Annotated in this window: 21 protein-coding genes; 8 read left to right on the top strand and 13 right to left on the bottom strand. The window is 41.0% G+C overall.

Features of this window, described 5'->3' with window-relative positions; translation table 11 throughout:
- Positions 1-7 precede the first annotated feature (7 nt).
- The 5 genes from EWE74_RS00470 to EWE74_RS00450 form a co-directional block, all read right to left on the bottom strand.
- Positions 8-2,464 carry a glycoside hydrolase family 31 protein gene (locus EWE74_RS00470; RefSeq protein WP_130139585.1) on the bottom strand — a complete coding sequence of 819 codons (2,457 nt, stop codon included), beginning with the start codon at positions 2,462-2,464 and terminating at the stop codon, positions 8-10.
- Positions 2,465-2,589: 125 nt separating this feature from the next.
- Positions 2,590-3,147 (bottom strand): biliverdin-producing heme oxygenase, encoded by a 558-nt coding sequence (locus tag EWE74_RS00465; RefSeq protein WP_130139584.1) that lies wholly within the window; start codon positions 3,145-3,147, stop codon positions 2,590-2,592.
- A gap of 104 nt (positions 3,148-3,251) precedes the next feature.
- Positions 3,252-4,610 carry an HmuY family protein gene (locus EWE74_RS00460; protein WP_130139583.1) on the bottom strand — a complete coding sequence of 453 codons (1,359 nt, stop codon included), beginning with the start codon at positions 4,608-4,610 and terminating at the stop codon, positions 3,252-3,254.
- Between the two features lie 48 nt (positions 4,611-4,658).
- On the bottom strand, positions 4,659-5,414 hold the full coding sequence (locus EWE74_RS00455; RefSeq protein ID WP_130139582.1) for an HmuY family protein: 756 nt from the start codon (positions 5,412-5,414) through the stop codon (positions 4,659-4,661).
- A gap of 36 nt (positions 5,415-5,450) precedes the next feature.
- On the bottom strand, positions 5,451-7,787 hold the full coding sequence (locus tag EWE74_RS00450; RefSeq protein WP_130139581.1) for a TonB-dependent receptor: 2,337 nt from the start codon (positions 7,785-7,787) through the stop codon (positions 5,451-5,453).
- A gap of 292 nt (positions 7,788-8,079) precedes the next feature.
- Between EWE74_RS00450 and EWE74_RS00445 the strand changes: the two genes are divergently transcribed.
- The 4 genes from EWE74_RS00445 (at position 8,080) to EWE74_RS00430 (ending at position 11,913) form a co-directional block, all read left to right on the top strand.
- On the top strand, positions 8,080-8,937 hold the full coding sequence (locus EWE74_RS00445; RefSeq protein ID WP_130139580.1) for a heme/hemin ABC transporter substrate-binding protein: 858 nt from the start codon (positions 8,080-8,082) through the stop codon (positions 8,935-8,937).
- Positions 8,938-8,945: 8 nt separating this feature from the next.
- Entirely contained in the window at positions 8,946-9,980 is a 1,035-nt protein-coding gene (locus EWE74_RS00440) for a FecCD family ABC transporter permease (protein WP_130139579.1), read from the top strand.
- A gap of 21 nt (positions 9,981-10,001) precedes the next feature.
- Entirely contained in the window at positions 10,002-10,868 is an 867-nt protein-coding gene (locus tag EWE74_RS00435) for a heme ABC transporter ATP-binding protein (protein ID WP_130139578.1), read from the top strand.
- Positions 10,869-10,938: 70 nt separating this feature from the next.
- Positions 10,939-11,913 carry a helix-turn-helix transcriptional regulator gene (locus EWE74_RS00430; protein ID WP_130139577.1) on the top strand — a complete coding sequence of 325 codons (975 nt, stop codon included), beginning with the start codon at positions 10,939-10,941 and terminating at the stop codon, positions 11,911-11,913.
- 9 nt (positions 11,914-11,922) lie between these two features.
- Here the strand turns inward: EWE74_RS00430 and EWE74_RS00425 are convergent, their stop codons facing one another.
- A complete protein-coding gene (locus EWE74_RS00425) occupies positions 11,923-13,170 on the bottom strand; it encodes an ABC transporter permease (RefSeq protein WP_130139576.1) in 1,248 nt (415 codons plus the stop codon).
- Between the two features lie 195 nt (positions 13,171-13,365).
- Here EWE74_RS00425 and queA point away from each other — a divergent pair, with 195 nt between their 5' ends.
- Positions 13,366-14,415, top strand: coding sequence for a tRNA preQ1(34) S-adenosylmethionine ribosyltransferase-isomerase QueA (gene queA / locus EWE74_RS00420; RefSeq protein WP_130139575.1), 1,050 nt, complete (start codon positions 13,366-13,368; stop codon positions 14,413-14,415).
- Positions 14,416-14,548: 133 nt separating this feature from the next.
- On the opposite strand, the gene rpmA is transcribed toward queA, so the two are convergent.
- The 5 genes from rpmA to EWE74_RS00395 all read right to left on the bottom strand — a co-directional run bounded on the left by rpmA (position 14,549) and on the right by EWE74_RS00395 (position 18,637).
- Positions 14,549-14,815 carry a 50S ribosomal protein L27 gene (gene rpmA / locus EWE74_RS00415; RefSeq protein ID WP_130139574.1) on the bottom strand — a complete coding sequence of 89 codons (267 nt, stop codon included), beginning with the start codon at positions 14,813-14,815 and terminating at the stop codon, positions 14,549-14,551.
- A gap of 51 nt (positions 14,816-14,866) precedes the next feature.
- Positions 14,867-15,178 (bottom strand): 50S ribosomal protein L21, encoded by a 312-nt coding sequence (rplU, locus tag EWE74_RS00410; protein WP_105722005.1) that lies wholly within the window; start codon positions 15,176-15,178, stop codon positions 14,867-14,869.
- Between the two features lie 147 nt (positions 15,179-15,325).
- Positions 15,326-17,236 carry an amidophosphoribosyltransferase gene (locus EWE74_RS00405; protein ID WP_130139573.1) on the bottom strand — a complete coding sequence of 637 codons (1,911 nt, stop codon included), beginning with the start codon at positions 17,234-17,236 and terminating at the stop codon, positions 15,326-15,328.
- A gap of 103 nt (positions 17,237-17,339) precedes the next feature.
- Positions 17,340-17,627, bottom strand: a complete 288-nt coding sequence (locus EWE74_RS00400) for a hypothetical protein (RefSeq protein WP_130139572.1) — start codon at positions 17,625-17,627, stop codon at positions 17,340-17,342.
- 41 nt (positions 17,628-17,668) lie between these two features.
- A complete protein-coding gene (locus EWE74_RS00395; RefSeq protein WP_130139571.1) occupies positions 17,669-18,637 on the bottom strand; it encodes a YihY/virulence factor BrkB family protein in 969 nt (322 codons plus the stop codon).
- A 409-nt stretch (positions 18,638-19,046) separates the two neighbouring features.
- Between EWE74_RS00395 and EWE74_RS00385 the strand changes: the two genes are divergently transcribed.
- Entirely contained in the window at positions 19,047-20,414 is a 1,368-nt protein-coding gene (locus EWE74_RS00385) for a glycoside hydrolase family 28 protein (RefSeq protein WP_206365100.1), read from the top strand.
- Between the two features lie 22 nt (positions 20,415-20,436).
- Here EWE74_RS00385 and EWE74_RS00380 read toward each other — a convergent pair whose 3' ends face one another.
- Together EWE74_RS00380 and EWE74_RS00375 are read right to left on the bottom strand one after the other, a co-directional pair.
- Entirely contained in the window at positions 20,437-21,198 is a 762-nt protein-coding gene (locus tag EWE74_RS00380; protein WP_130139568.1) for a TIGR03915 family putative DNA repair protein, read from the bottom strand.
- Position 21,199: 1 nt separating this feature from the next.
- Entirely contained in the window at positions 21,200-22,459 is a 1,260-nt protein-coding gene (locus tag EWE74_RS00375) for a putative DNA modification/repair radical SAM protein (protein WP_130139567.1), read from the bottom strand.
- Between the two features lie 62 nt (positions 22,460-22,521).
- Here EWE74_RS00375 and EWE74_RS00370 point away from each other — a divergent pair, with 62 nt between their 5' ends.
- Positions 22,522-23,532 carry a ligase-associated DNA damage response exonuclease gene (locus tag EWE74_RS00370; RefSeq protein WP_239018510.1) on the top strand — a complete coding sequence of 337 codons (1,011 nt, stop codon included), beginning with the start codon at positions 22,522-22,524 and terminating at the stop codon, positions 23,530-23,532.
- Positions 23,529-25,109, top strand: coding sequence for an ATP-dependent DNA ligase (locus tag EWE74_RS00365; protein WP_130139565.1), 1,581 nt, complete (start codon positions 23,529-23,531; stop codon positions 25,107-25,109). Before EWE74_RS00370 ends, EWE74_RS00365 begins: the two co-directional genes overlap by 4 nt.
- Position 25,110 lies beyond the last annotated feature (1 nt).

The following is a 25,110-nucleotide window of genomic DNA, read 5'->3' as shown; positions in this document are numbered from 1 at the left end:
TTTAAATTCACGAAATAGTTAACCGTCTAAATTCTTTTTCAACGGTGATATAATACTTCCCTTCTTCATCCACCAATGTCTCTAATATATCGCCATCTACCTCTACGTGATGGACATCGAATGGAAGTCCGACAATGTATATTTTGTAGCTATCGAAACGTTCGTGATACAACCCTTCTATATGTTGGACGATCGTTAAGCTATTTTGTTCTCCCTCGATTATAAAATATTTTTCGTTGTATACACTTTGTTCGTAAGCAAACGTTTCTCCATGGTCGATGTAAACATGGGATTCATATCGCCCCTGCCCCCAGAAGACATTTAATTTTAAGGTATCTATGTTCTTCTCCATCGTATATTGCATCACCGGAAATTCGGGAATAACGCTTCCTCCACGAACAAAAATCGGCATTTCGTCTAACGGCGTTTTCACGTTGTGCTCCTGTCCGCCCTCCAGCATGGTATGGTCAAAATAATAATACCAGTTACCTTCGGGCAGATACACAATCTTGGATTGCTGACCGGGTTGAATAACCGGCGAAACAAGGATATTATGCCCAAACGCAAATTCTTCCTCGCGCATTAGATTTTCGGGCTTATGTTGTTCCAGTAATGAAATAGGACGCAAAATTGGTTCCCGGTATTTATGTTGACGCCAGAATGCCGTATAGATGTAAGGTAATAATTTATAACGAAGCTCAATAAATTTTTTACAGATAGCTTCCCATTCAGGGCCAAAGCTCCACGGCTCCCTATCCCGGGTATCGCCGGCCGAGTGAACCCGCATAAACGGAGAAAACACTCCGAATTGCATCCACCGGGTATAAAGTTCACCGTCGGGCTCGCCGGTAAATCCACCGATATCCGTACCACAAAAAGACAGGCCCGAAATCGACAAGCGTTGCAGCTGAAGTATACCTATCTTTAAATGTTCCCAAGTTGCGATATTGTCTCCGGTCCAGACAGATGAATAACGTTGTACCCCGGCATAGGCGGCACGGGTGATGGTAAATGGACGTCTATTTTTCTGAAGTTTTTTTAATCCATCATACGTCGAGCGCACCATCTGCATACCATATATATTATGTGCTTTCCGGTGAGAGCCTCTTAGTCCCTCAAAATAATGCCGTACGTCATCCGGGAATGTTCCGCGACCGAAAACGGCGGGTTCATTCATATCATTCCATACGCCAGCCACGCCATCTTCTACCAAACCCCGGTATAAGGTTCCCCACCATTCCCGTACTTTGGGGTTGGTATAATCCGGAAATTGGCAACGGCCCGGCCATACATACCCTTCCATATAGTAGTCGTCTCCCCGACGGCAGAAGTATTTATTTTCTTTACCCTCGTTGAACACCCAATAATCTTCGTCCACTTTAATACCCGGATCGATCATCACAACGGTTCTAAAGCCATCCGCCGCTAAATCGGAAATCATTTTCCGCGGATCGGGGAAATAGCGTTTATTCCAAGTAAAACAACGGTAACCGTCCATATAATCGATATCTAGGTAAATAGCATCACACGGTATTTGACGTTTACGGAACTGACTAGCAACTTCCCGTACATTGGCTTCGGGATAATAACTCCATCTGCACTGATGGTATCCAATTGCCCATAACGGAGGCATATAGTGCGTGCCTGTCAGTTCGTGATAGCGTTTCACGACATCCATCATCTGCGGTCCATGGATATAGTAATATTGTAACTCTCCTCCCTCCGACCAATAGCTGGTCTGGTCAGGCTGTTCGGCAGCGAAGTCGAAATATGTCCTAAACGTATTATCGAAAAAAACACCATAAGCATCACCGCCTGTTACACCGATATAAAACGGAATAGTCTTGTAGAGCGGATCTTGGTTAAAACCAAAACCATAGGTATCCGAATTCCAATTTTGGAATCTTCTTCCACGTAAGTTCAGATGGGTAGATTTATCACCTAAGCCAAAAAAAGCTTCGTCAGGAGGAGTATGCTTGGTACAATAGACATAGTACCCTCCGAAGTCCGGATTCTCTTCCCAATGCATGGGTTGTTGGTCGGCATTCATCACTTTGCCATCCAGTTTCTCAAACGAGACTAGAAAACCTTCTTTTTGTATGCGACAAACGACAACACTGGTCTTGATGATAAAAGCATCCGCTGTTTCTACAATGGAAAAAGAGGTAGGATGTATATCCAAATCTTTCTTAATGGCATAAGAAAAATCATCCAGAAACAAGCTTCTTGGCGCCAAACGCACCCGGATGATTTCGTCCGAAAACACCTTTACTTCTATACTGGCTTTTCCGTCTGTAAAGACAAATACATTCCCTTGCTTCACATACGAAAGAACTTTATTCAAATATTTTTTTTCTACTGCGGGCACATCAAGCACAGGGTTGTTGACGTGATGGATATTATCTAGTGTTTCCTCCTCTAATATATCCGTAGCAATCTCTCCTTTTTTTTGGGATTCAGCCATACTCTTTTTTATTTATTTAATTTAGTATTGATTTTACGGTGCTATTAAAGTACAATAATTTTTAAAAAAAAGAAAACAAAAAAATCCCCGCTAGGGCGGGGATCTTAATTAAAGCATTAAAATTATTAGACGGTTACGCCTTTAAATACGTCTCCAAAACGTGCGAACGTCTCATTGGCAACTTCGATCGCGTGGTTATGCGTTTCGGGATTTTCACCGTACTGATTCAGCACGGCAACAAATTTACCCCACATTTTGCCAGTATCTTCTCCATAACCGGAAAAGAAGGATGTTCCTTTCGTCACACCATATTTATTTAACATCTGTACGATGTAGGGTCCGCCCATAATGGAGCCTTCCAATACGTATAGCGCGCTCAATGCTTCCAATGTGTTATTGACAAGGGGTGCTGCCGTCACAGGCAAGTTATCAACATTGCCGCCAAGCTCTTCGATATCGGCTTTGATATGTGATGAGTTACGTCGTTCCGTATAATCGGGCAATACTTCTGGTGTGATAAACGGTGCTATGTTTTTTTCTACTGCATTAAAATAAGCATAAAAATTCTTAAGCACCTCCGCATAATCCGCACCCGACCGAACGGCTTTAAGTTGTCTCACGACCACGCTCTCTAAAGTTTGGTGTGCCTCTTTTGTGTTTTCTTTGATATTTTGACTTAACATATCTTTTCTATTATAAACTGATTTAATACAAAGATTAGTATTAATCCTCCTGATTGTATGCTGAAATCCGACGTTTTATGTCTGCAAAACGACATTTCACATACCTATCTAATCTCAAAAGTATTACGATCTCCCGGAATCAACACATATTCAAATGTCGCATACATAATCGCTTCTCCTCGCTTCCATTCTTCTTGACTAAACAAGTCTTTGTAACAAGAAATCATTTTTATTTTTGCATAATCGCCATTAGCAGTTTTCACGATAACGGTACGTGGCTTGATAACAGCTCCATCTTTTTTGGTAATCGGTTCAGCCAGTGCATAGGCTACGTGTTTATCTTCTTCTGCCCCTTCGCGCACCAACTTTCCATCAAAATCGTACAAATACCAACCGATGCCTGCTCCAAAAGCCCCTTGGTCATCTGTACCTATCACATCTTTACCCGTCTTGAATTCGATGCCCGCTGGGAGTTGCTTAACATCATCAAACGTACTTTCTACGATGGCAATACCGCCTATTGCGTTACTTCCTACACCACGATTTCCTTCGTCCGTTCCATTGTTACCCGATAAGAAACTTGTAAACATACCTCCAAAAGCTAAATCCCACTTGCTAGACTTAACGGCATCCTGCGTTATCGATTTATTTTCCGACAAACTGTAAAAATAAAAACCAGACTCGTTCGGTTCAGACCCTTCGTCAGTTGGGGCAATAGGCAGATTTTCAACACGGATAAGTTTGTAATAGTTTTCGTTATCTTGTATATCATCGTTTTCACCAGTCTTATTAATATCTTGATAATCGACAGTATAATAGATATAATTCGTTGGCCCGCTTTCGTTATTCGGTGTTTCATCGGAATAGATGCTCCTTATCTGAAACTTAAACTGTGGCTCCCCATCTTTTGAAAGTACCAATGTACGGCCTGCCACAGCTTCTACGGTATGTGTCTGCATGTTATAAGTCGCCCAACCAATAGCCGTCGGAGCAAAAGCAATTCCCATTTTCTCTACCGTTGTAAACTCATCGTCAGCTGTCACCGCTCCAAATCTTTTGTCTATATAGGATAAAGTATATCCTTTTGCGGTATTGGGTTGAACGCCCATTTCCCTTGCTTCTGCAATCCAAGTAAGAGGTGCATCCTCCGCGGCAACCGCGTCATTCTCTTTAAAATCAAAATAGAATGTCGTCGCCACGTTTTCCGTTGCTTCATTGTCTTCAACGACAAATTGTCGGAAATTACGCAAGGTATAACGTTCTCCGTACCGACTAATTGTTCCTTGGGTATTTGATGTAGTTGATACATCTGCCAAATCTTTCGTTTCACCATCTTGGACAATGATTTTCGGCTGATGTTCTTGATCAGTATCCTCATCTGGCATGCTATTGTCCTTTTCACATGACGTGAAGCCAACTGTAATAAAACATGCTAGTAAAGCAATTCTAAATAGTTTGTTCATTATAAAATAGTTAAAAAGTTATCTAAATGTGGTTTCTACAACCGTAAATTATTCGCTTGTTTTTAAATTTTTACTACCATCCTCCTGCACATAATACTTAAAAGTGAAATAAGGTGCCGGCCAATTCATATTCGTTACCACTGGTGGGTTTCCCTTATAAGCATTGATCAATTGTAGTTTTGCATATTTACCATTAGGCAATCGAATAACATAAGTACGATTAGGCAATGGCTGCATGAGGTGTGTGTCTAAACTATAGCGAAACCAGCCACTGGACGATTCGGAAAAAGCCCATCCTATACGATCAATATTACTTTTATCGAATTCTTCATCACTCGGTGCAATTGTTACCGCATCATAGGATTGATTAATCATCACAACTGCTGTATTCGTTGCAAGACCGTCAAACCCGGGACTTCGTGTATGCTGCGCGTTATTAATATGTACTTCCGAATTGTACTCTCTTGTGAAGGCGATGTCCCAATCTAATGTCTTCAGCCATTTCAAAGAATCTTCTTTTGTTTTGATCCATATCTGCCTTTGGTCGCGAAAGCGAAATAAAAAGGTATAAGCATCTCGTTGCTCCTTTCCGTCAACACCTTCTCCCATAGAAGCCTCGGTATCTCCCGGAAGATCGTAAATCACTATGCTACGGCCATCCTCTAACGGTGGAGCTACATCGTTATCCTTTCCACAAGCACACATTGTAAGCAATACTACGATACCAAATAGACATTTACCCATTCTTCCCCATGCAATAAGTGGTTTTAGTTCGTTGATAATCATATCTCTTGTTTTCATCATGCTCTTCTATATTAATTTTCAGTCTTCTTAAGACAATTATTCCTTAAACCATCGATAACTCATACCGCCCAATATGACCCTGCCCGGCTGTCCGGGCATATACCGGTGCGTAAATCCCAATAGATTGTCTGCTATAAGACGAACGGTCAGTTTGTTCTTCCACACCCTTTTCTTTACCGTCAAATTTAACAGGGTATGATCGGGGACAAACGCATCGTACTCATCAATAAACTGATTACCGTTAATTTCCTGAAAGGGATATCTTCCACGGATATTTGCCCGTAAATTGAATGTCGTGTTCCAGGGTCGGTATTCATATGTTGCCTTTAGATTGATCATGTGACGCGAGCGATCTTCAATTCCCCAATAATCATTCTCTTTTACAGGGCGGGATTCTCCGGTTATTGGATTGTTGATCATTTGGTTATAGGGATAGTTACCGGCACGGATACTATCTAACACCGATAAATCCTTGGCAATCAAATATTGGTATCCCACAGATAAGTTCAGATTTTCCAAGGGGTGATAAGCCATAGACAGTTCAAAGCCTTTGTTAGCCGCACGAGGCAAATTGCGATACGTAAAAATTTGTCCTATCGTAGTTCCGTTCCCGACCGCTACCGCATTGATCTGATTAGCGATACGGTGATAAAAAACGGAAGCTTCCGCTCGCAAACGGCCATGAGGATTCCAGACGAAACCCACATTAGTAGAGAGGCTATTTTCCGCTTTCAGATTACCCGCGGTCAAGTTAAGCATATAGGAATTCTGAAAGCTCAGTTCGCCATTTCTATCCAACGCTTCCATCACTTCACGCACTTGATCGGTCCCAACAACCATATAATTTGCAGCCGGATTATAAAAAACCTGATAACGCATCTTATAATCCGGCGCTTTGAAACCAGCGCCAATACCCGCCTTCATCAACCAGGCTTCCGATAAATTATATTGCAGGCCCAAGCTCGGACTCACACGACCATGATAAACATTCGTGTGATCATATCTTAACCCAGTTGTTGTTCGTAGTCTTGCTAAGGCCTGCCATTCGGTCTGTAGATAAGCAAATACCGTATTTAAATTTCTTTCTTGACCTAAATCTTTATTATCCATCAGTTCCAAACTCCCGCCTATTCCCCCTGTCAATTGGACGCTATGAATAGGTGCATACGCAAACTGCTGTTCCAATCGATGTGCTTGTTGTCCAAACTTTTCTGCTCCGATTAACGCATTCTGATTGATCCAGTTAGCTTGCATTTCATTTTCGTATCGGGTAAAATAATAGCGGCTCATACTTCGTACACCATTGGTAAAGTTATGATCATAACTAGCGGAAAGATTTAAATCACGATCCGTTTGTTTATCTTTGTTGATCCATTCATCAGACCAGATATTCATCATTTCGGAGTTCCCTTCGGTGTATCTTGCGGTTACTCCCAATGTACCATCTCTGGACAATCGATATCGTGCCCTTCCTTGAAAACTATAATTACGATAAGGTGGTATGGTTGTTCCACCGATCATATATTTCGAATCGGTATTGAAACCATCGGTCTTATAATAGTTCCCGGAAACAACGACAGATCCGCGTTGATTTGCAAAAGGTGTTTCCGCTTCCGCGGTAGCATCCACCGTGTTTAAGCTACCATACAGGAGAGAAGCATGTGCCTGTGGCGTAATGGCTCCATTTCGTGTAATGATATTGATTGCGCCCCCTAAAGCATCGCTCCCATATAAACACGAAGAGGCTCCTTTTATCATTTCAATACGTTCCACATTCGTCACCGAGATGCGGGACAAATCAAAATTGCCATTATTTCTTCCCAACATAGGCTGTCCATCGATCAGCACCATTACATAATTACTGCTAAAACCTTGTACCTGTACCCCGATGGCACGCGATCCACTGGCGATATCATTGACGACCGCCACACCCGTCTGCTCTTTCATGATCTCGTCCAATCGCCTGCTGCCCATTAATTCGATTTCCCTACGCGTAATAACAGTGACAGGCATAGCTGCATTTTCGGCCTTCACGAGATTGTCCACTGCCACTTGTTTCCCCTGCACCGCAACTTCTTCTATCGCATAGCTTTCCATTTCCAGCACAATATCCAAATTCACGTCGTTCCCTTCCAGCATGACTTCAAGCTCTTGCGAAACATAGCCAACATGTTGCACCCGTAATCTGTAAGATCCTTCGTAAAGCTCACTGAAAACAAACTGTCCTTCTGTATTCGGCTTCTGTATCTTTTGGTCGGGCCAGAGTGTTAATATGATCTGATCGGAAGTCTCTCCGATATCTGCCAATCGCACCTCTCCTGTTATGGTATATTTCTCTTGACAGAATGCAACTACGGGAAGCAACAGTAACATAAAAAAAAGAATCTTTTTTAAGATCTCTAATCGACCAAACATTTATTTTTAATTGTTCTAAATAACAATTGCAAAACAACTAAATGAAATTGAGAATTTTATATGATTTCCGTCATATTATATATGAAAACTGATATAACTGAAAATACGGGTTTGATAGAACAGACATTAAAACACTACTTTTCAATCGTTTAAAGATCAAAAAAAGCAATCCAATCTATATGTGTCCTTTGTTGACTACTTGTATTTAGACTGATTATTGCTTTGTTTTGTATCAAGAAAATAAATGTATATGAAATTAACAGTAAAAAAATACAGTCTAATGCTATTGCTGCTACCTTTGGTATTTTTAGTGGAAGCGGCTCCCAAGCGTATCATCACCTTGAATAGTGCGCTGACCGAAACGGTGTTTGCCTTAGGTTTTGGCTCTTCAATTGTTGCAACAGATGTGACAAGTGAATCACCAGCGGCAGCGGCAAAATTACCAAAAGTCAGTAAAAACAGGTCCGTATCGTCTGAAGGTCTACTTCGTTATAAGCCGGATATCGTGTTAGCGATCGAAGGTGAAGTATCCCGCGCCGTTATACAACAGTTGGGGACAGCAGGTATTAAATTCGTTGCTATCCGTCAACAGTACTCCAGTAAAGGTGCCTTAAATTTCATCCAAGATGTTGCTAATGCACTAGATGAGGAGGATCGGGGGAAAACCTTGGTGAACACGACCCAAAAAGTACTTCAGGAAGTCGAGCTTACCATCAAAAAACAATCGTTTACGAAAACACCAAAGGTGCTTTTCATCTATGCTAGAGGAACGGGAACGATGAGCGTGGCCGGAAAAGGAAGCAGTATCGATGAAATTATAAAATTGGCGGGGGCGCAAAATGCGGTACAGGAATTTGCGGACTTTAAGCCTTATACAACAGAAGCGTTAGTCAGTGCGAATCCAGACATCATCCTGATGTTTGATTTTGGGCTCAGTAGCCTCGGCGGAAAAGAAGCAATGCTCAAGCTGCCTGGTGTACGTCTTACCAATGCAGGAAAAAATAAAAGGATCATCCAGATGAATGGTCCGTTGCTCATTAATTTTTCCAGTAGGTTACCCGAAGCTATACAGGAGCTTCATTCCGCTATGAAGGCCGTATATAAGTAACAGACAAGATGGTGCTAAAACAACGCATTATACTCGTGGTTCTTGTCATCACGATGGTATTAACGGCAATTATCTCTTTAGGGCTAGGAGCGTTTAATATCCCTACCAAAGAGGTTTTTAGTGCATTAACGGATAAAATTGGGCTTTCACAAAATGCAACTGCCGATGAGATGTATGCCGATGTTCTTTTCGCTATACGTATGCCACGGGTATTGCTAGGGATGCTAGTAGGTGCAGCGCTGGGCATATCGGGTGCCGCGATCCAGGGAATATTTCGTAACCCGTTATCCGAGCCGGGACTCATCGGGATATCGGCTGGCGCATCACTTTTTGCAGTATTGATTATTGCTTTCGAGACGTTACTCTTTGTGGGTCTTTCCGAACTTTTGGGATACTACCTTTTAGCATTCGGTGCCTTTGTGGGCGCTGGATTGACGGCATTTGTCGTTTATCAGATATCAAAAAAAAATGGCCGCCCCAATATTACCACTATGTTGTTGGCAGGTATTGCGATCAATGCGCTTGCCGGCGCTTTAACGGGATTAATGACTTATATGGCCACGGAGCAACAATTACGTACAATTACCTTCTGGATGCTAGGGAGCTTAGGCGGTGCTACATGGGAAAACCTCCGTGCCATATTTCCGTTCATCCTGCTCCCGTTGGTTTCTCTTCCTTTCTTTGGGAAAGCGCTTAATGCCTTTTCTCTTGGAGAGGAACAGGCTGCTCTGTTGGGTATCAATACCGATTACACAAAACGATGGGTCGTTTTGTTTTCTACGTTAGCCGTTGGGGCGTCTGTCGCAGTATCTGGTATTATTGGCTTTATCGGTTTGCTGGTTCCCCATACGATCAGGTTGTTGGGTGGAGTAGATTATAAATATGTGTTAACCGGATCCATGCTACTCGGCGCCATGATATTGACATTGGCCGATGTACTATCGCGTACATTAGTTGCGCCAATAGAATTACCTATCGGTGTCATTACAGCGCTACTCGGGACACCTGTTTTTCTTTATATTCTCATAAAAGAGAACAAATAACAACAAATATTTTTAGGTTTTATGCTACGTATAGAAGAATTATCATATGAAATAAAGGGGCACCGGGTGCTAAAGGATGTATCTCTGCAGGTGCGCAAAGGAGAAGTCGTGGCGTTACTAGGAGCGAACGGAGCAGGTAAATCTACGTTGATGCGGCTTATTTCCGGCGAATTAAAACCGTCTTCGGGTAATATCACATTATTCGATAAACGCATTGACAAATATGAGAACAGAACACTGGCACAAGGTCGTGCCATGCTCAGTCAGCAGCACGCCATTAATATGGCATATACGGTAAAAGAACTGGTCGTTATGGGGCGCTACCCACATTTCCAATCGTCTCCCTCAGTAAAAGACTGGAAAATTGTGCAGGAAACGATGGCCATCTGTGGTGTTGCTGATTTTGCCGATCGTGTTTACCTCAGTTTATCCGGTGGTGAACAACAACGTGTACAATTGGCGCGTGTGCTCAGTCAATTATGGGATAATCCCGACGCGCTACTATTATTAGACGAACCTATTTCAGCTTTGGATCTACATTACCAACAGAAGGTACTCTCCATCGCAAAAAGCCTTTCCCGTCAGGGCTTTATGGTCTTGGTCATCTTGCACGATATTAATATGGCCTCTTTATACGCTGACCGGATTATTATGCTTAAAAACGGCCGTAAGTGGCTGGATGGCACACCGAATGAGGTACTGAATGATAAAAATATTTACACCATATTTTCGGTAGAATCTTCGATAAGTGTAGACAATCATTCGTTAAAACCCCATATCTTTTTTAAAGAAATGCACATTGAACCGTCGTTTTTCAATTCTTCACTTCAACCAGTTCCTGCGGAAGATTTCTGGCGTACCGACCGTACACAAATCCAAGAGAAATAATGACAAACAGTATAGCTGAAAACCAAAAACAAAACAGTATATTTCGCTAGTATCCGGATGACGTAGGTATATGTTGATAAAAAGCAAAATCATAGAATTAGACGAGTGGCTCTTTATAGAGGAGATTCCAGATCAATATCAACCCGATAAACCGCTGGTAGAAAAACGGGAGGAAATTGTACGGAGTCCTATTATTATGAATAATTTCCAACTATCAACAAGTGGTCTCTTCATTTTATACACTGAAATGCAAGCCGATCGACCCGCTCATATCTACACAGAAATCGAAGGGGAAGCGATTACCAGTCAATTTATCTTTTTCAAATCCCCTAATAGTAAACTTCCATACGGCATGAGTCGTCATAATATCCGCTATATACCCACCGTAAAAAATAGTCACGAGGTCAAAGCTGGCATAGCATACACGTACTTTATTGCCGTTATATCGAAAGAATACTATCTCAATTTGATTAAAAAAGATTCGCTGCTGCACAAACACTTTGTAGAACAAATTGAGAAAGGCCATTATACTTCTTTTGCCGACGAAGACCAAATGGCAACATACGAAATGCAGCAAACCATCCGTGAGCTGATAGATTCGAAAAAGACGGGCGAAATCCGCAGGTTGCATACGGAGTCGCATATTGTAGAGTTGCTCATGTACCAGTTCGAACAATACAACGAAAAACACAATAACAAAGGTTCTTCATCACTATATGATGAAGATAATGTCAAAAAGTTAGAGCTGGCCCGACAAATACTGGAACAAAGGATGGCCAACCCGCCCAATCAAAAAGAATTGGCACAGGAAGTTTTTATGAGTGAAAGTAAGTTAAGAAAAGATTTCAAGGAATATTTTTCTGTAACGGTACATGATTATCTTACACGCATTCGGATGGAAAAAGCGCGTATCTTACTTTTGGAAGAAAAAATATCAGTTTACGAAGTCGCTATATACACCGGTTATGGACATCAGAATAATTTTAGCAGTGCCTTTAAAAAATACTTCGGTATCTCCCCCGGTGAGCTGAAGACGGGGAAATGATACATCCCATTATTTACTGCGAATAGCTTCTACCGGATCAAGTTTAGCTGCTTGGATAGCCGGTACTATCCCCGCAATTAATCCAATAAGTGTAGACAACACCGTGGTCAGAATCACCATCTTCACACTGACTACGATAACCACACTGGTCAACGCACCCACTAACGCTGCCAAACCATAAACAATCAACAGACCTATTCCCCCGCCAATAAGACATAACAGGATACTTTCGATCAGAAACTGCGAGAGGATGAAAAATTGCTTCGCACCCAATGCCTTCTGTATACCAATAAGATTCGTACGTTCTTTTACGCTGACGAACATAATATTGGCGATTCCAAAGCCTCCTACAAGAATCGAGAAGATGCCAATGAAAAAGCCGGCAAGGTTGATAATTGCAAACATTTGGTCAAGTTGTGCCGTAATAAGGGTCGTTTGATTAACCGAGAAATTGTCTTCCCGCTGGGGGGGCAGACGACGGGAGGACCGCATAATACCGATCAGCTCGCTTTCAGCCTCTTCTAGCGCATATTGTCGTTTAACCTCAATCGCTATACTCGGGCCATAATGTTCGTAGTTTACCAGATTACGAGCCAACGTAAACGGTATGTAGGCCACCTCATCATTGGATACATTAATAAGTACCCCAGACCCTTCCCTTTTCAATACGCCAATCACCTGCATTTTTCTTCCCAACAACGTCACATATTTACCAATAGGCGTCGTATTGGGGAATAGCCCCTCTGCTATCGTGGCTCCTAAAATAACACGATGGCTTCCCGCACGTGATTCCTGTTCCGTGAAATAGCGTCCGTCAACTACTTCAAGGTTTCTGATGGAATACATCTCATGCGTTACCGCTGTCACATTAATATTCGAAGCGGAATTATTTACGTATTTAGCAGTGGAATTAGAGATATTAATGGAATAGGCAACTTCTTCTGCTGTTGTCATCCTATTTTTCACGGCTTCAAAATCGGCATATTTTGGTTCAGGACGATTCACATATCGCCACCAAGGATAGTCGCCACCGCCACCCCATGGCCATTTTTCGACGTATAATGTACGACTGCCTATTTTGCGCACAGATTCTTCTAAGTTATTGCGCAAAGTATCTACCGCCGAAAAAACGCTAATAATTGTCATGATCCCTATGGTTACCCCTAATAAGGATAATAATGTACGCGTACGGTTATCCCGCAATGCCGATAACGCAAACAAAAAACTTTCTTTGATAAGGGTAAGGATCAAAAACATATATACCGATAAAAGTAAATATTTTTTTCCGTTTATTATGCTTAACTTTGTAAGCATTTTTGAAACCGGAACTGTACTTATTTGTTAAGGTTTCAACAGAACAAAATATATCGGTGAAATCGAAATGTAAATAATGCCTTCATACGAAAAATATTTACATGGCGTTTTCATCAACAGATGAAAAAAAATAATTAGATGAAATTATCACAGTTTAAATTCAATTTACCAGAATCATTGTTGGCAACAGAACCATCAGAACAGCGTGACGAATCACGTCTAATGGTTTTACATCGTGATTCCGGAAAGATAGAACACAAAATTTTCAAGGACGTATTGGATTATTTCGATGATAAAGACGTCATGATTTTAAATAACACCAAGGTATTTCCTGCACGTATGTACGGAAATAAGGAAAAAACTGGCGCTACGATTGAAGTGTTCTTGCTAAGAGAATTAAACAAAGAACTACGCTTGTGGGACGTATTGGTTGACCCTGCACGCAAAATTCGTGTAGGTAATAAATTATACTTTGGAGAGGACGACCTGCTGGTCGCTGAAGTTGTGGACAATACAACCTCCCGCGGTCGTACAATCCGTTTTCTTTTCGATGGCACGGATGAAGAGTTTCGCCGAAACATTGAAATTTTAGGAGAAACGCCACTACCCAAATACATAAAACGTAAAGCAACACCGGAAGATAAATTCCGTTATCAAACGATTTATGCCAAAAACGAGGGGGCGGTCGCAGCACCTACTGCTGGACTCCATTTCTCGCGCGAATTGATGAAAAGATTGGAATTAAAGGGTGTCGAATTTGCAGAGGTGACATTACACGTCGGACTCGGAACTTTTCGTACCGTGGAAGTGGAAGATCTCACCAAGCACAAAATGGACTCGGAGCAATTTATTATTAGCGAAGAGGCTGCACGCACGGTAAACAAGGGTATCGACGAAAAGAGACGTATCTGCTCCGTTGGAACAACTTCCATGCGGGCTATTGAATCATCTGTTTCGGCTGACAAACACCTCAAAGCAGCAAATGATTGGACGAGCAAGTTCATCTACCCACCTTATGATTTCAGTATAGCGAATTCAATGATCACAAACTTTCATACACCAGAATCTACGCTCCTTGTGATGATTGCTGCATTTGGTGGATACGAAAATGTAATGAATGCCTACGAAGTAGCTGTAAAAGAAAAATATAGATTTTACTCCTATGGCGATGCTATGTTGATTATATAATCAACGGTATTATATAAAATAGGAAAGAGGCGCAATAACATGTGCCTCTTTTTTTGAGAAAAAAAGAGAATGGACAAAAAAGCCGCCGCGTGAATACACGCAGCGGCTTTAAATTTTTAATATTACAATAACCCTAATTTGCTTGCTCCGCAGGAATTACGGATACGTAAGATTTATTGTCAGCTTTTTTGCGGAAAACGACAGTACCGTCCACCAAAGCATGTAATGTATGGTCTTTACCTATCCCTACGTTTTTATCAGGATTGTGTTTTGTACCACGCTGACGAACGATAATGTTACCAGCGATAGCTTGCTGACCACCAAAAATTTTAACGCCTAATCTCTTACTGTGTGACTCACGGCCGTTCTTGGAACTACCCGCACCTTTTTTGTGTGCCATTTTTTATCTTAATTTATGACGTAAAGTCAGATTAAAAATTCTTAATTCGTTTTACAGGCTAATTCCTGTGATTTGGATTTTGGTAAATTGCTGACGGTGACCGTTTTTCTTTTTGTAGCCTTTACGACGTTTCTTTTTGAAAACGATAACTTTATCACCTTTTAAATGAGACAAAATCGTAGCTGAAACTTTTGCTCCTTCGATAGTAGGCGCACCTACTGTGAATTTACCAGCGTCTTCTGCTAACAATACATTGTCAAATTCAATACTAGCGCCTTCATCTCCTTGTAAACGGTGTACAAAAAGATATTGGTCTTTTGCAACCTTAAATTGCTGTCCTGCTATATTTACTATTGCGTACATTGTTATTTAATATAATTTGTTAATATTTCAATAAGTTGCAAAGGTATGAAATAAAGTAAAATTTAAAAAATAAAAAGTCAAATAGTTGTACAGTCGACAGAGAGCAGTGGATAGTGTAGCTGTTAACTGGCTACTGACTACTGTCCACTAACTACTGAAATAAGCACGTACATTCTTCCCTTCTACCCAATTCATGAAGGCTCTATTAACCACTTTATTTCCTCCCGGTGTGGGATAATTGCCCGAAAAGTACCAATCTCCCAAATGATTCGGACAAGCTTTGTGCAAGTTATCCAAAGTCTGATAAACCACTTCTAATTCTGCTTCTAGATGATGTGGACGAATAATGCGCGCGATCTCTGCAGAAATTTCTTCATCTGTGAAAGGTTCATAAATAGCCTTCACATAATTTCCCACTTGATCTTTTGGCATCGTTAAAGAAGCCAGGCATTTTTGATACACTTCGTCAACAATATGCGCCATCCCACCACTTTTCAGCAAGTTTATAGCTGCCTCAAATGCGACAAACTCCCCCATTCTCGACATATCTATCCCATAACAATCCGGATAACGAATTTGTGGGGCGGACGAAACGATTACAATTTTTTTCGGATGCAGTCTATCTAATATCGTCAAGATACTTTGTTTAAGCGTAGTTCCACGCACAATGGAATCATCGATAGCTACAATGGTATCTACATCATTCTGCACGATACCGTAAGTCGTATCATAAACATGCTGCACCATATCCGTACGATCAGCATCCTGTGTAATAAATGTCCGAAGCTTGGCATCTTTGACATTCAGTTTCTCGAAACGTGGTGTAATGTTAATCATTTCTTCCAGTTCAGCGTCTGAAATCTTATCCGCACGATTCAATAACACGTCTTTCTGATAATTCCGTACGTAGGTATTTATTCCTTCCATCATACCGTAGTAAGATACTTCTGCTGTATTTGGAATAAAGGAGAATACCGTATTCTTGATATCGTTGTCTACCGCCTTTAATACCTGTGGACACAATAAATGTCCCAATTCTTTACGCTCTTTGTAGATATCGGCATCCGAACCTCTGGAGAAATAAATGCGCTCAAAAGAACAGGATTTCTGCTCGACAGGCTGACGGAACATTTCTTCTGTAATTGCTCCATCTTTTTTCGCTATCAACGCATGTCCGGGCTTAATTTCTTTGACCGCTTCCAATGGTATATTAAAAGCTGTTTGTATAACCGGGCGTTCGGAAGCAACAACCAACACTTCGTCATCTTGGTAATAAAAAGCAGGCCGTATTCCTGCGGGGTCACGCATGACAAAAGCATCACCATGTCCAAAGATTCCAGCAATAGTATAGCCACCATCCCATGTCTTTGCCGAACGTGTTAATATTTTTGCAACATCCAGATTTTTGGCAATCAATGCACTTATCTCAATATTGGAATACCCCTCTTCTTTAAACTTGTCAAACAGTTCCTGATTCTCGTCATCCAAAAAATGACCGATTTTCTCTAGTACAGTAACCGTATCCGCCTGTTCTTTGGGATGCTGCCCCAACTCATACAATTGTTGCAGCAATTCGTCAACATTTGTCATATTGAAGTTTCCAGCGACGACTAGATTACGCGTCATCCAGTTATTCTGTCGAAGAAATGGGTGACAACTTTCTATACTGTTTTTACCATGTGTCCCATAACGTAAATGCCCTAAAAGCACCTCTCCGGTAAAACTGACATGTTGCTTGAGCCATTTCGTATCCTTAGACTCTACCGGGTAAGCTTTATTTACCGCAGCAAATTTCTTTTGTATATATTCAAAAATATCTGCTACTGCAGATGAGCCCATGGCACGGTACCGGGAAATATAACGATGACCGGGCTTTACATCAAATTTAATCGTGGCTATACCCGCTCCATCTTGGCCTCGATTATGCTGCTTCTCCATGAGAAGATACATTTTGTTGACACCATAATAGGGCGTACCATATTTTTCTTGATAATAAGACAGGGGTTTTAGTAATCGAACAAGTGCTATTCCGCACTCATGTTTTATTGCGTCACTCATAGCTTGAATTGATGCTGCAAAGGTAAGCATTATTTAGAAAAAAACTATTCTCTCTTCTTCTTCGCATCACAAACCATCTAAACAAATGACAAAGGAGAGATAATTAAAAATCTTCGCTCTGCTCTAAATCTTCATGATTATCCCCGCCGAGGCTATAGTAATTATTTTCCTCATCTTCTGAACCTATTTCCTCTTCAGCGTCATCTAATTCCGATCCGGGGACATCCAACCCCTCATCCAATGAACGCTCCGTCTCTTCTTCCTGCTCGACGCGATCACTCAAAATTCGCTTTTCCTGCTCAAAGATATCTTCATTTTCAGGATAATGAGGATACCCGGGCAGATCTTTATCTTCTTCTTTTTCGGATTTATGTTTTCTTGAATCTTGCATAATTGATATGATTTTATTCGTTCTGACCAATGATTTATCTTTTATTCTACATTTTTTTCTTCGTCGGTTAAAGGTGCCGGTGGAATCTCATCCACCTCCCGCTCTATTTCTTTTACCTCTATATGTACAGCAAACTCTGATGGTTCTATGGGCACACCTTTATATGTAGCATACTCCCGTGTATAGATAGCGCCTAAGTATAAAATAGCCGCCGTATAATAAACCCACAATAAGATCAGCACAATTGAACTCGCAGCACCGTATGTAGATTCCGTGTCAGAGCTTTCAATATAAATACCAATCAAGAAACGCCCAAACACAAAAAGAAGCGCGGTAAACAGTGCACCAGACCTTACCGTGCGCCATTGTATATTGACATCAGGTAATACTTTGAAAATCACCGCGAATAATACGAAGATGACACAAAAAGATAAGAAAAAATTGAGCCCACTGAACAAGATTACCGTAGCATCGGGAAAAAACCGCTGCAAACGATCTGTAAAGGCCAAAATAGTTCCATTAATAATCAATGTAACCACGAGTAGAAAACCAAGTCCAATAACCAACGACGATGACAACAACCTATCTTTAAGCATCTTGAGCCAGCCTTTTTTTACCTTCGGACGCACATGCCAAATCTTGTTAATGGAGTTTTGGATATCTCCGAATACCGTAGTCGCTCCCAAAAGTAGTGTCACAGCACTTACCACCAAGGCGATATTGGATTTTCCGGAAAGGGATAAATTTCGAATAACTTCTTGGATCTGGCTAGCTGCGCTTGCTCCTACGAAACCACGCAGCTCTTCAAAAACCTTTCCTTGGATAGCCTCTTCACCCAAGAAAATTCCGGCAAGCGAAATCATTAACACTAAAATCGGCCCCAATGAAAAGACGGTATAGTAAGCTAAAGAGGCACTATATTTTAAACTATCTTCACTCGTAAATCCCAACACTGTATTCTTTAAAATAGCAAAATGGGATTTAAAAACATTTTCTTTATCCTTTGTCATACGCTATAAGCTAAATATCTACATGTAATAAACGGCTTGACTTTCTAAAAGTTTAAAAAACCTTCATAAACCGTATCTATGCTGCACATTAATCTTGCAACAATTTATCTTCTATATTGTTCTATTATAACATGAAACGACACGGACATCCTTTAAAAAGAAATAAAAAACTGGTCTTCGCAGGCGTGGCAATTCTTATCGGTGGTATGTGTATGCGGTTGGCTTGGATCTATATTCATGATACTCTTGGGCCGGTTATTGTTATTACAGGTGCAGTGCTATTTTTAGGAGGAGTTATATTTTTTATAAATACCATGTATAATCAACGACACAAATTTTAACCGCTATCATTTATTAATAAAACCAATGAGAAATGTTATTTTTGGCCTAGCAGTTTCAAATAAACCCAATGGCTATGTTCAAAAATCTTTCTTTTTTCACCATAATTTTGCTACTTATTTCCGCCTGTAACAACCGTGCAACAGAAAATCAATCAAGAACTCAAAAACGGGATCAGATTCTAAGCCTCATCACCCCTCCTTCTCTTTCCGCCGATGTGGTCAATTTAAAAGATTTTGGAGCATTAGGTGATTCATTGACGAACAACAAACTTGCTTTTGATAAGGCATTAGAAAAATGCAAGGCTTTAGGTGGCGGAAGAATTGTCGTTCCACCCGGTATCTATCTAGTAAACGGCCCTATCCATTTAATAAGCAATGTCACGCTCGACCTACAAAAAGGAGCTAAATTAGTTTTCGGTTCCAATCCAGACGATTATTTGCCCGCAGTACTAACCAGTTGGGAAGGAACATTTCTGTATAACTACAGTCCCTTTATTTATGCCTATCAAGCAGAGAATGTCGCGATTATTGGAGAAGGTACAATTGATGGAAATGCAAAGAACACTTTCAGTACATGGCATGCAAAGCAAAAGCCAAGTCAAGCGCTAAGTCGAAAAATGAATCACGAAGATACACCGATAAAAGAACGTGTATTTGGAGCAGGGCATTATTTAAGACCTCATCTCGTACAGTTTTTCGAATGTAAAAATATCTTGTTAGAAGATGTTACGTTAGCTAACTCACCATTTTGGTGTGTTCATTTATTAAAATCGGAAAATATTACAGCCAGAAGGGTGAAATTTGATGCCTTTAATAAAAACAATGATGGATTCGACCCGGAATATTCCAGGAATATTTTGATTGAAGATATTGATTTTAATAATGCTGACGACAATGTGGCTATTAAAGCCGGCCGGGATCACGAAGGCAGAAAAACCGGAATTACGTCTGAAAACATTATCATCCGTAATTGTCGGTTTAAGGGTTTACACGGTGTTGTCATCGGAAGCGAGATGTCCGCCGGAGTACAAAATGTTTTTGTAGAGGATTGCACGTTCGGCGGATATTGCAAACGTGGTATTTACCTGAAATCAAACCCCGACCGGGGTGGTTTTATCCGTGACATTTATGTCAATAACGTGGAATTTGGTGAGGTAGAGGACTGTTTCTTCATTACATCTTATTATCACGGGGAAGGATCGGGTCACGAAACAGATATACGGGATATCTTCATCGATGGTCTGCGTTGCAATAAAGTGAACAACGCGGCCTTAGTGATTCAAGGCTATCCAACCAAAAAAGTGAGCGACATACACTTTTCGAATGTCCAGATAGATACAGCCAAGACAGCTATTAGTTTCACTAACGCCGAAAACATTGTATTTAACAATCTTATAATAGGAGACGAGGTCAAAGTACCATCCCATGTGCAATAGTGCGTTTATCGTAGACTAGCCGTTATTTCTTCTCCACGAGATATTTCCAGTATCGTCTGGGAACATGTTGGAGATGTAACTTTATATTTTTTCGTGCTTCAATATTGGTGCTGGTATAGTATTGTTTCCAAAGGTGCTGGAAAAGCTCATCACGTTCGTCCATTTCAATAGCAATTGAAGGCATCGTGGCATCTTGTACTTCTTCTGGGCTAAGCTGTACCTCTCCTACCTGCCGCGTATCGAACAGCAGACCATAATTTCGCTTTACGTCATAAATAAGCCACGGCATATCCGCGTACCGCTTACGGAAAAAGTCTGAAATCAAGGGCAACACATTAAAATCAGGTTCCACTAAAGCAAAAAACAATCCGTCCGAACTCTTACTAAAACGGACAAACGCTTTCATACGATGCCGTTCGCGACTTACCTTTTTTAATATCTGCGAAAAGTAAAGCACATCGTCGTTTCCAAAATCCTGCCGTATGTCTGTCCGACCACTAAAGATCTGACGCAAGATAAAAAAAGAAGCCAGCCACGCTTTACGGTCTTCTGAAAGAAACGCCCGATAAAAATCCATCGCATCTGCCTTTCCGATACGTTCCTGCAAACCTTTCTGAACGCGTAAAGCTTTCCCACTATCTGTTATGATGGTTCTCCTGTCTTTAAAGAGATCTATTTGATGATCCTTAGGCGTAATCGGGACAATAATTGCCTCTTTTCTTTCGAAGCTTTCAAATACACAGGATAAAAAGCCCAAATATGTTCCGTCAAACAAATAGTACATATTAAAATAACGTTAATTGTCCTGCGGAAACCTGTTGCCGACTCTTCTGGTTACCGGCGTTTAAAATAGCTATTCGAACATACTCCATGCTGGGATGACCAAGCATAAAAGGAGAGTCTGCACAACGCAAAAAATATTTTGCCCGATTATAGGCAATACCGATTTTTTGCAGTTGATAGGCATGCAACCTACCAAATTTTCGGGCCTGTACGATTTTTAATGCCGACTGCCTTCCGATTCCAGGTATACGAATGATGGCATTAAAGTCAGCGGCATTCACATCCACTGGAAAGAAATGAGGATTACGTAATGCCCAGCTTAATTTAGGGTCTATATCTAGATCCAGATGTATATGCTGAGGATTTAGAATTTCGTCGAGTTGAAAACCGTAGAAACGCAATAACCAATCCGTTTGGTACAAACGGTTTTCACGTACTAAAGGTGGAGCTGAACCAATTTGAGGCAACAACGAATTGCTATTATTTATAGGAATATAACCACTGTAATAGACTCGTTTCAGATTATAATTCTTATAGAAATTATTGGCAATCTGCATGATTTCAAAATCATTTTCGGGCGTTGCGCCGATAACCATTTGTGTACTTTGACCGGCGGGCACAAAAATCGGTGTATGTTTTATGAGTTTCTTTTCTTCTTTAAAAGATTTTATCTGTTCATTTACAAACGCCAAAGGTTTTCTTACCGACTCATGGTCTTTCTCCGGGGCCACCAACTTAAGTCCGGCTTCCGTTGGTAATTCTAAGTTGATACTCATTCGGTCTACATATAAGCCGGCCTCCTTAACCAATTCCTCGCTCGCACCGGGAATTGTTTTGAGATGGATATAGCCGTTATATCGCTCTTTCTGTCGCAACGTTTTCACAATCCGCAACATACGTTCCATCGTAAAGTCCGCATTTTTGAAGATACCGGAACTTAGAAAAAGTCCTTCAATATAGTTTCGTCGATAAAAATTCATCGTGAGGTCTACCACTTCCTCCACAGTAAACGCTGCCCTTTTTACATCATTGCTTTTACGACTGACACAAAAAGCACAGTCATAAATACAATGATTGGTCAATAGAATTTTTAGCAATGAAACACAACGTCCGTCTTCGGTATAGGTATGGCAGATACCCGATGCCGAGGCATCACCAATTCCATCCTTATTCTTTCTCGTACTACCGCTGGAGCTACAGCTCACGTCATATTTGGCCGCATCTGCCAATATCTTTAGTTTTTCTTCAATCCGCTGCATAATGAAACAAAAATACTAATTTTTTTAGCCAAAACATAACGACGGAAAATTGGTTATTTATAAATATGCTACAATTTAGACAGGAAGGTATCTATTGTATACCAGGCAATTTCTACATCGATCCATGGCGACCGGTAGACTTTGCTGTAGTAACCCACGGTCATGCTGACCATGCACGTTGGGGTATGAAAAAGTACTTATGCCATCATTTTACGGTACCCATATTAAAAAGTCGTATTGGGAATGATATTGCTGTACAAGGTGTTTCCTATAATGAGTCGCTTTATATCAATGACGTCAAGGTATCATTGCATCCGGCTGGACATATTGTAGGTTCTGCTCAAATCAGAATGGAATATAAAGGTAAAGTATCTGTTGTTTCTGGAGATTATAAAATACAAAACGATGGTCTATCTACTCCTTTCGAGCCTATCAAATGCCATGAATTTGTATCCGAAAGCACTTTCGGATTGCCCATCTATAATTGGTTGTCGGTGGAACAACAAAATCAACAAATGCAAAATTGGGTCTTACAGAACCAAGCAAACGGCAAAACGTCTGTTTTTATTGGTTATTCACTGGGTAAAGCCCAACGTATCATGAAAGCACTTGCAGGAATCTCTCCTTTGCATGTACATTATTCCATTGGTAAACTCAATGAAGCTTATGAAAGTGCGGGTGTTAAGCTCCCGGCCTATCATATTATCAATTTCCAGGAAGATATCAAGCATGTAGATAAAGGTATTGTCATTGTTCCACCTGCCTTAGCGGACTCCAAAATAATCCATAAGATACCCCATATGGCAAACGCTATCTGCTCGGGGTGGATGCAAGTACGAGGATCCCGCCGTTGGCGGAGCGCCGATGCAGGTTTTGCCGTAAGTGATCATGCAGATTGGCACGGGCTTTTGGATGCTATTAAGACGACGGAAGCCGAAAAGGTGTATATAACACATGGACAAACAGCTGTTTTTACTAAATATCTGAATGAAATAGGGATATTGGCAGAAGAGGTTAAGACAGCGTTTGGAAACGAAGAGGAAGAAATGGAAGAAACAGAAGCAAGAAAATTATGAGAGTCTTTGCCACCTTAATCAATGCTTTGGATAGCACCAACAAAACCAATTTAAAATTGGAGGCTATCGATCGTTTTCTTCATGAAGCCGATAACAATGACAAACTATGGTTTCTCGCTCTTTTCACAGGAAAACGCCCGAAACGTAATGTCAATACCGCATTGATGAAACAATGGGCGATCGAAGTTGCAGCAATTCCCGAATGGTTATTCCAAGAATCTTATGCTTCTGTAGGCGATTTGGGTGAAACTATTGCGTTGGTTTTACCACAAGCCCGCCATTACATCGATCGAACGTTAACGGAATGGATGAATAGGATTATCGCACTGAAAGACAGTACCGAGGTGGAAAAAAAAGAATTTGTCCTGCAAGCTTGGAATAACCTCCCTACCACCGAACGTTTTATTTTTAATAAATTATTGGGCGGCAGTTTCCGATTAGGTGTTTCGTCCAAAACACTTATTAATGCTTTGGCGAAACATTATCAGATGGATGCCAGTGCGGTAGCGCATAGTGTAATGGGCGACTGGAAAATGGGCGAGGTGACGTTTGATGATCTCGTAAAAGGCCGTTATACAGATACACAACTTTCCAAACCCTACCCTTTTTGTCTGGCTTACCCGTTGGAAAAAGAATTGAATGAACTGGGCGACGTACAAGATTGGCAAATTGAATATAAATGGGATGGTATCCGTGGACAATTTATCAAACGTGGCGAAGAAGTATTTATATGGTCACGCGGCGAAGAGCTAGTTACTGATCAGTTTCCGGAAATAAGGGATATTTTGCTACAGTGGCAGGGAAATTTTGTCATCGACGGCGAAATCCTGGTCGTGAAAGAACAGGAAGTGATGAATTTTTCGGCGTTACAGAAACGATTAAACCGGAAAACGATTAGCAAAAAGTTATTGGAGGAATTTCCTATCCAAGTGTACGCCTACGACCTCATCGAGTGGGAAGGCGAAGACTGGCGACACAAAAGTATGTTGGAAAGAAGACAACAATTGGAAACGTTATTCCTTCTTAATCCGTCTCCTCACTTGCAGTTATCCACGGTTATCACTATTGACGACTGGGAAGTGTTACAAGCAATTCGGGAAAACGCCCGTTCCATCAATAGTGAAGGCATCATGTTAAAACACAAAGCATCTCTTTATCATACCGGACGGAAGAAAGGCGATTGGTGGAAATGGAAAATTGATCCATTAACGATTGACGCTGTCTTAATTTATGCCCAAAAGGGAAGCGGGCGACGAAGTGCCTATTATACTGATTATACCTTTGCCGTGAGGGATGGTGAGCATTTAGTCACTATTGCGAAAGCTTATTCTGGGCTGACAGACAAGGAAATAAAAGAAGTTAGTCGTTTTGTCAACAAAAACGCCATCGAAAAATTTGGCCCGGTACGAACCGTTAAACCCGAACTGGTATTTGAAATAGCTTTTGAAGGTATTGCTTTCAGCAACCGACATAAATCGGGCGTGGCATTACGTTTCCCTCGAATCGCACGGTGGCGAACAGACAAAACGGTTGGAGATATCGATGATATCGAAGAAATCAAAAAAATGATTCATTGAT

It is taken from the genome of Sphingobacterium corticibacterium (genome assembly GCF_004208525.1).
Classification (GTDB): Bacteria; Bacteroidota; Bacteroidia; order Sphingobacteriales; family Sphingobacteriaceae; genus Sphingobacterium; species Sphingobacterium corticibacterium.
The sequence above is the reverse complement of the archived record's forward strand: the minus strand, read 5'-3'. Positions and strand labels throughout refer to the sequence as shown.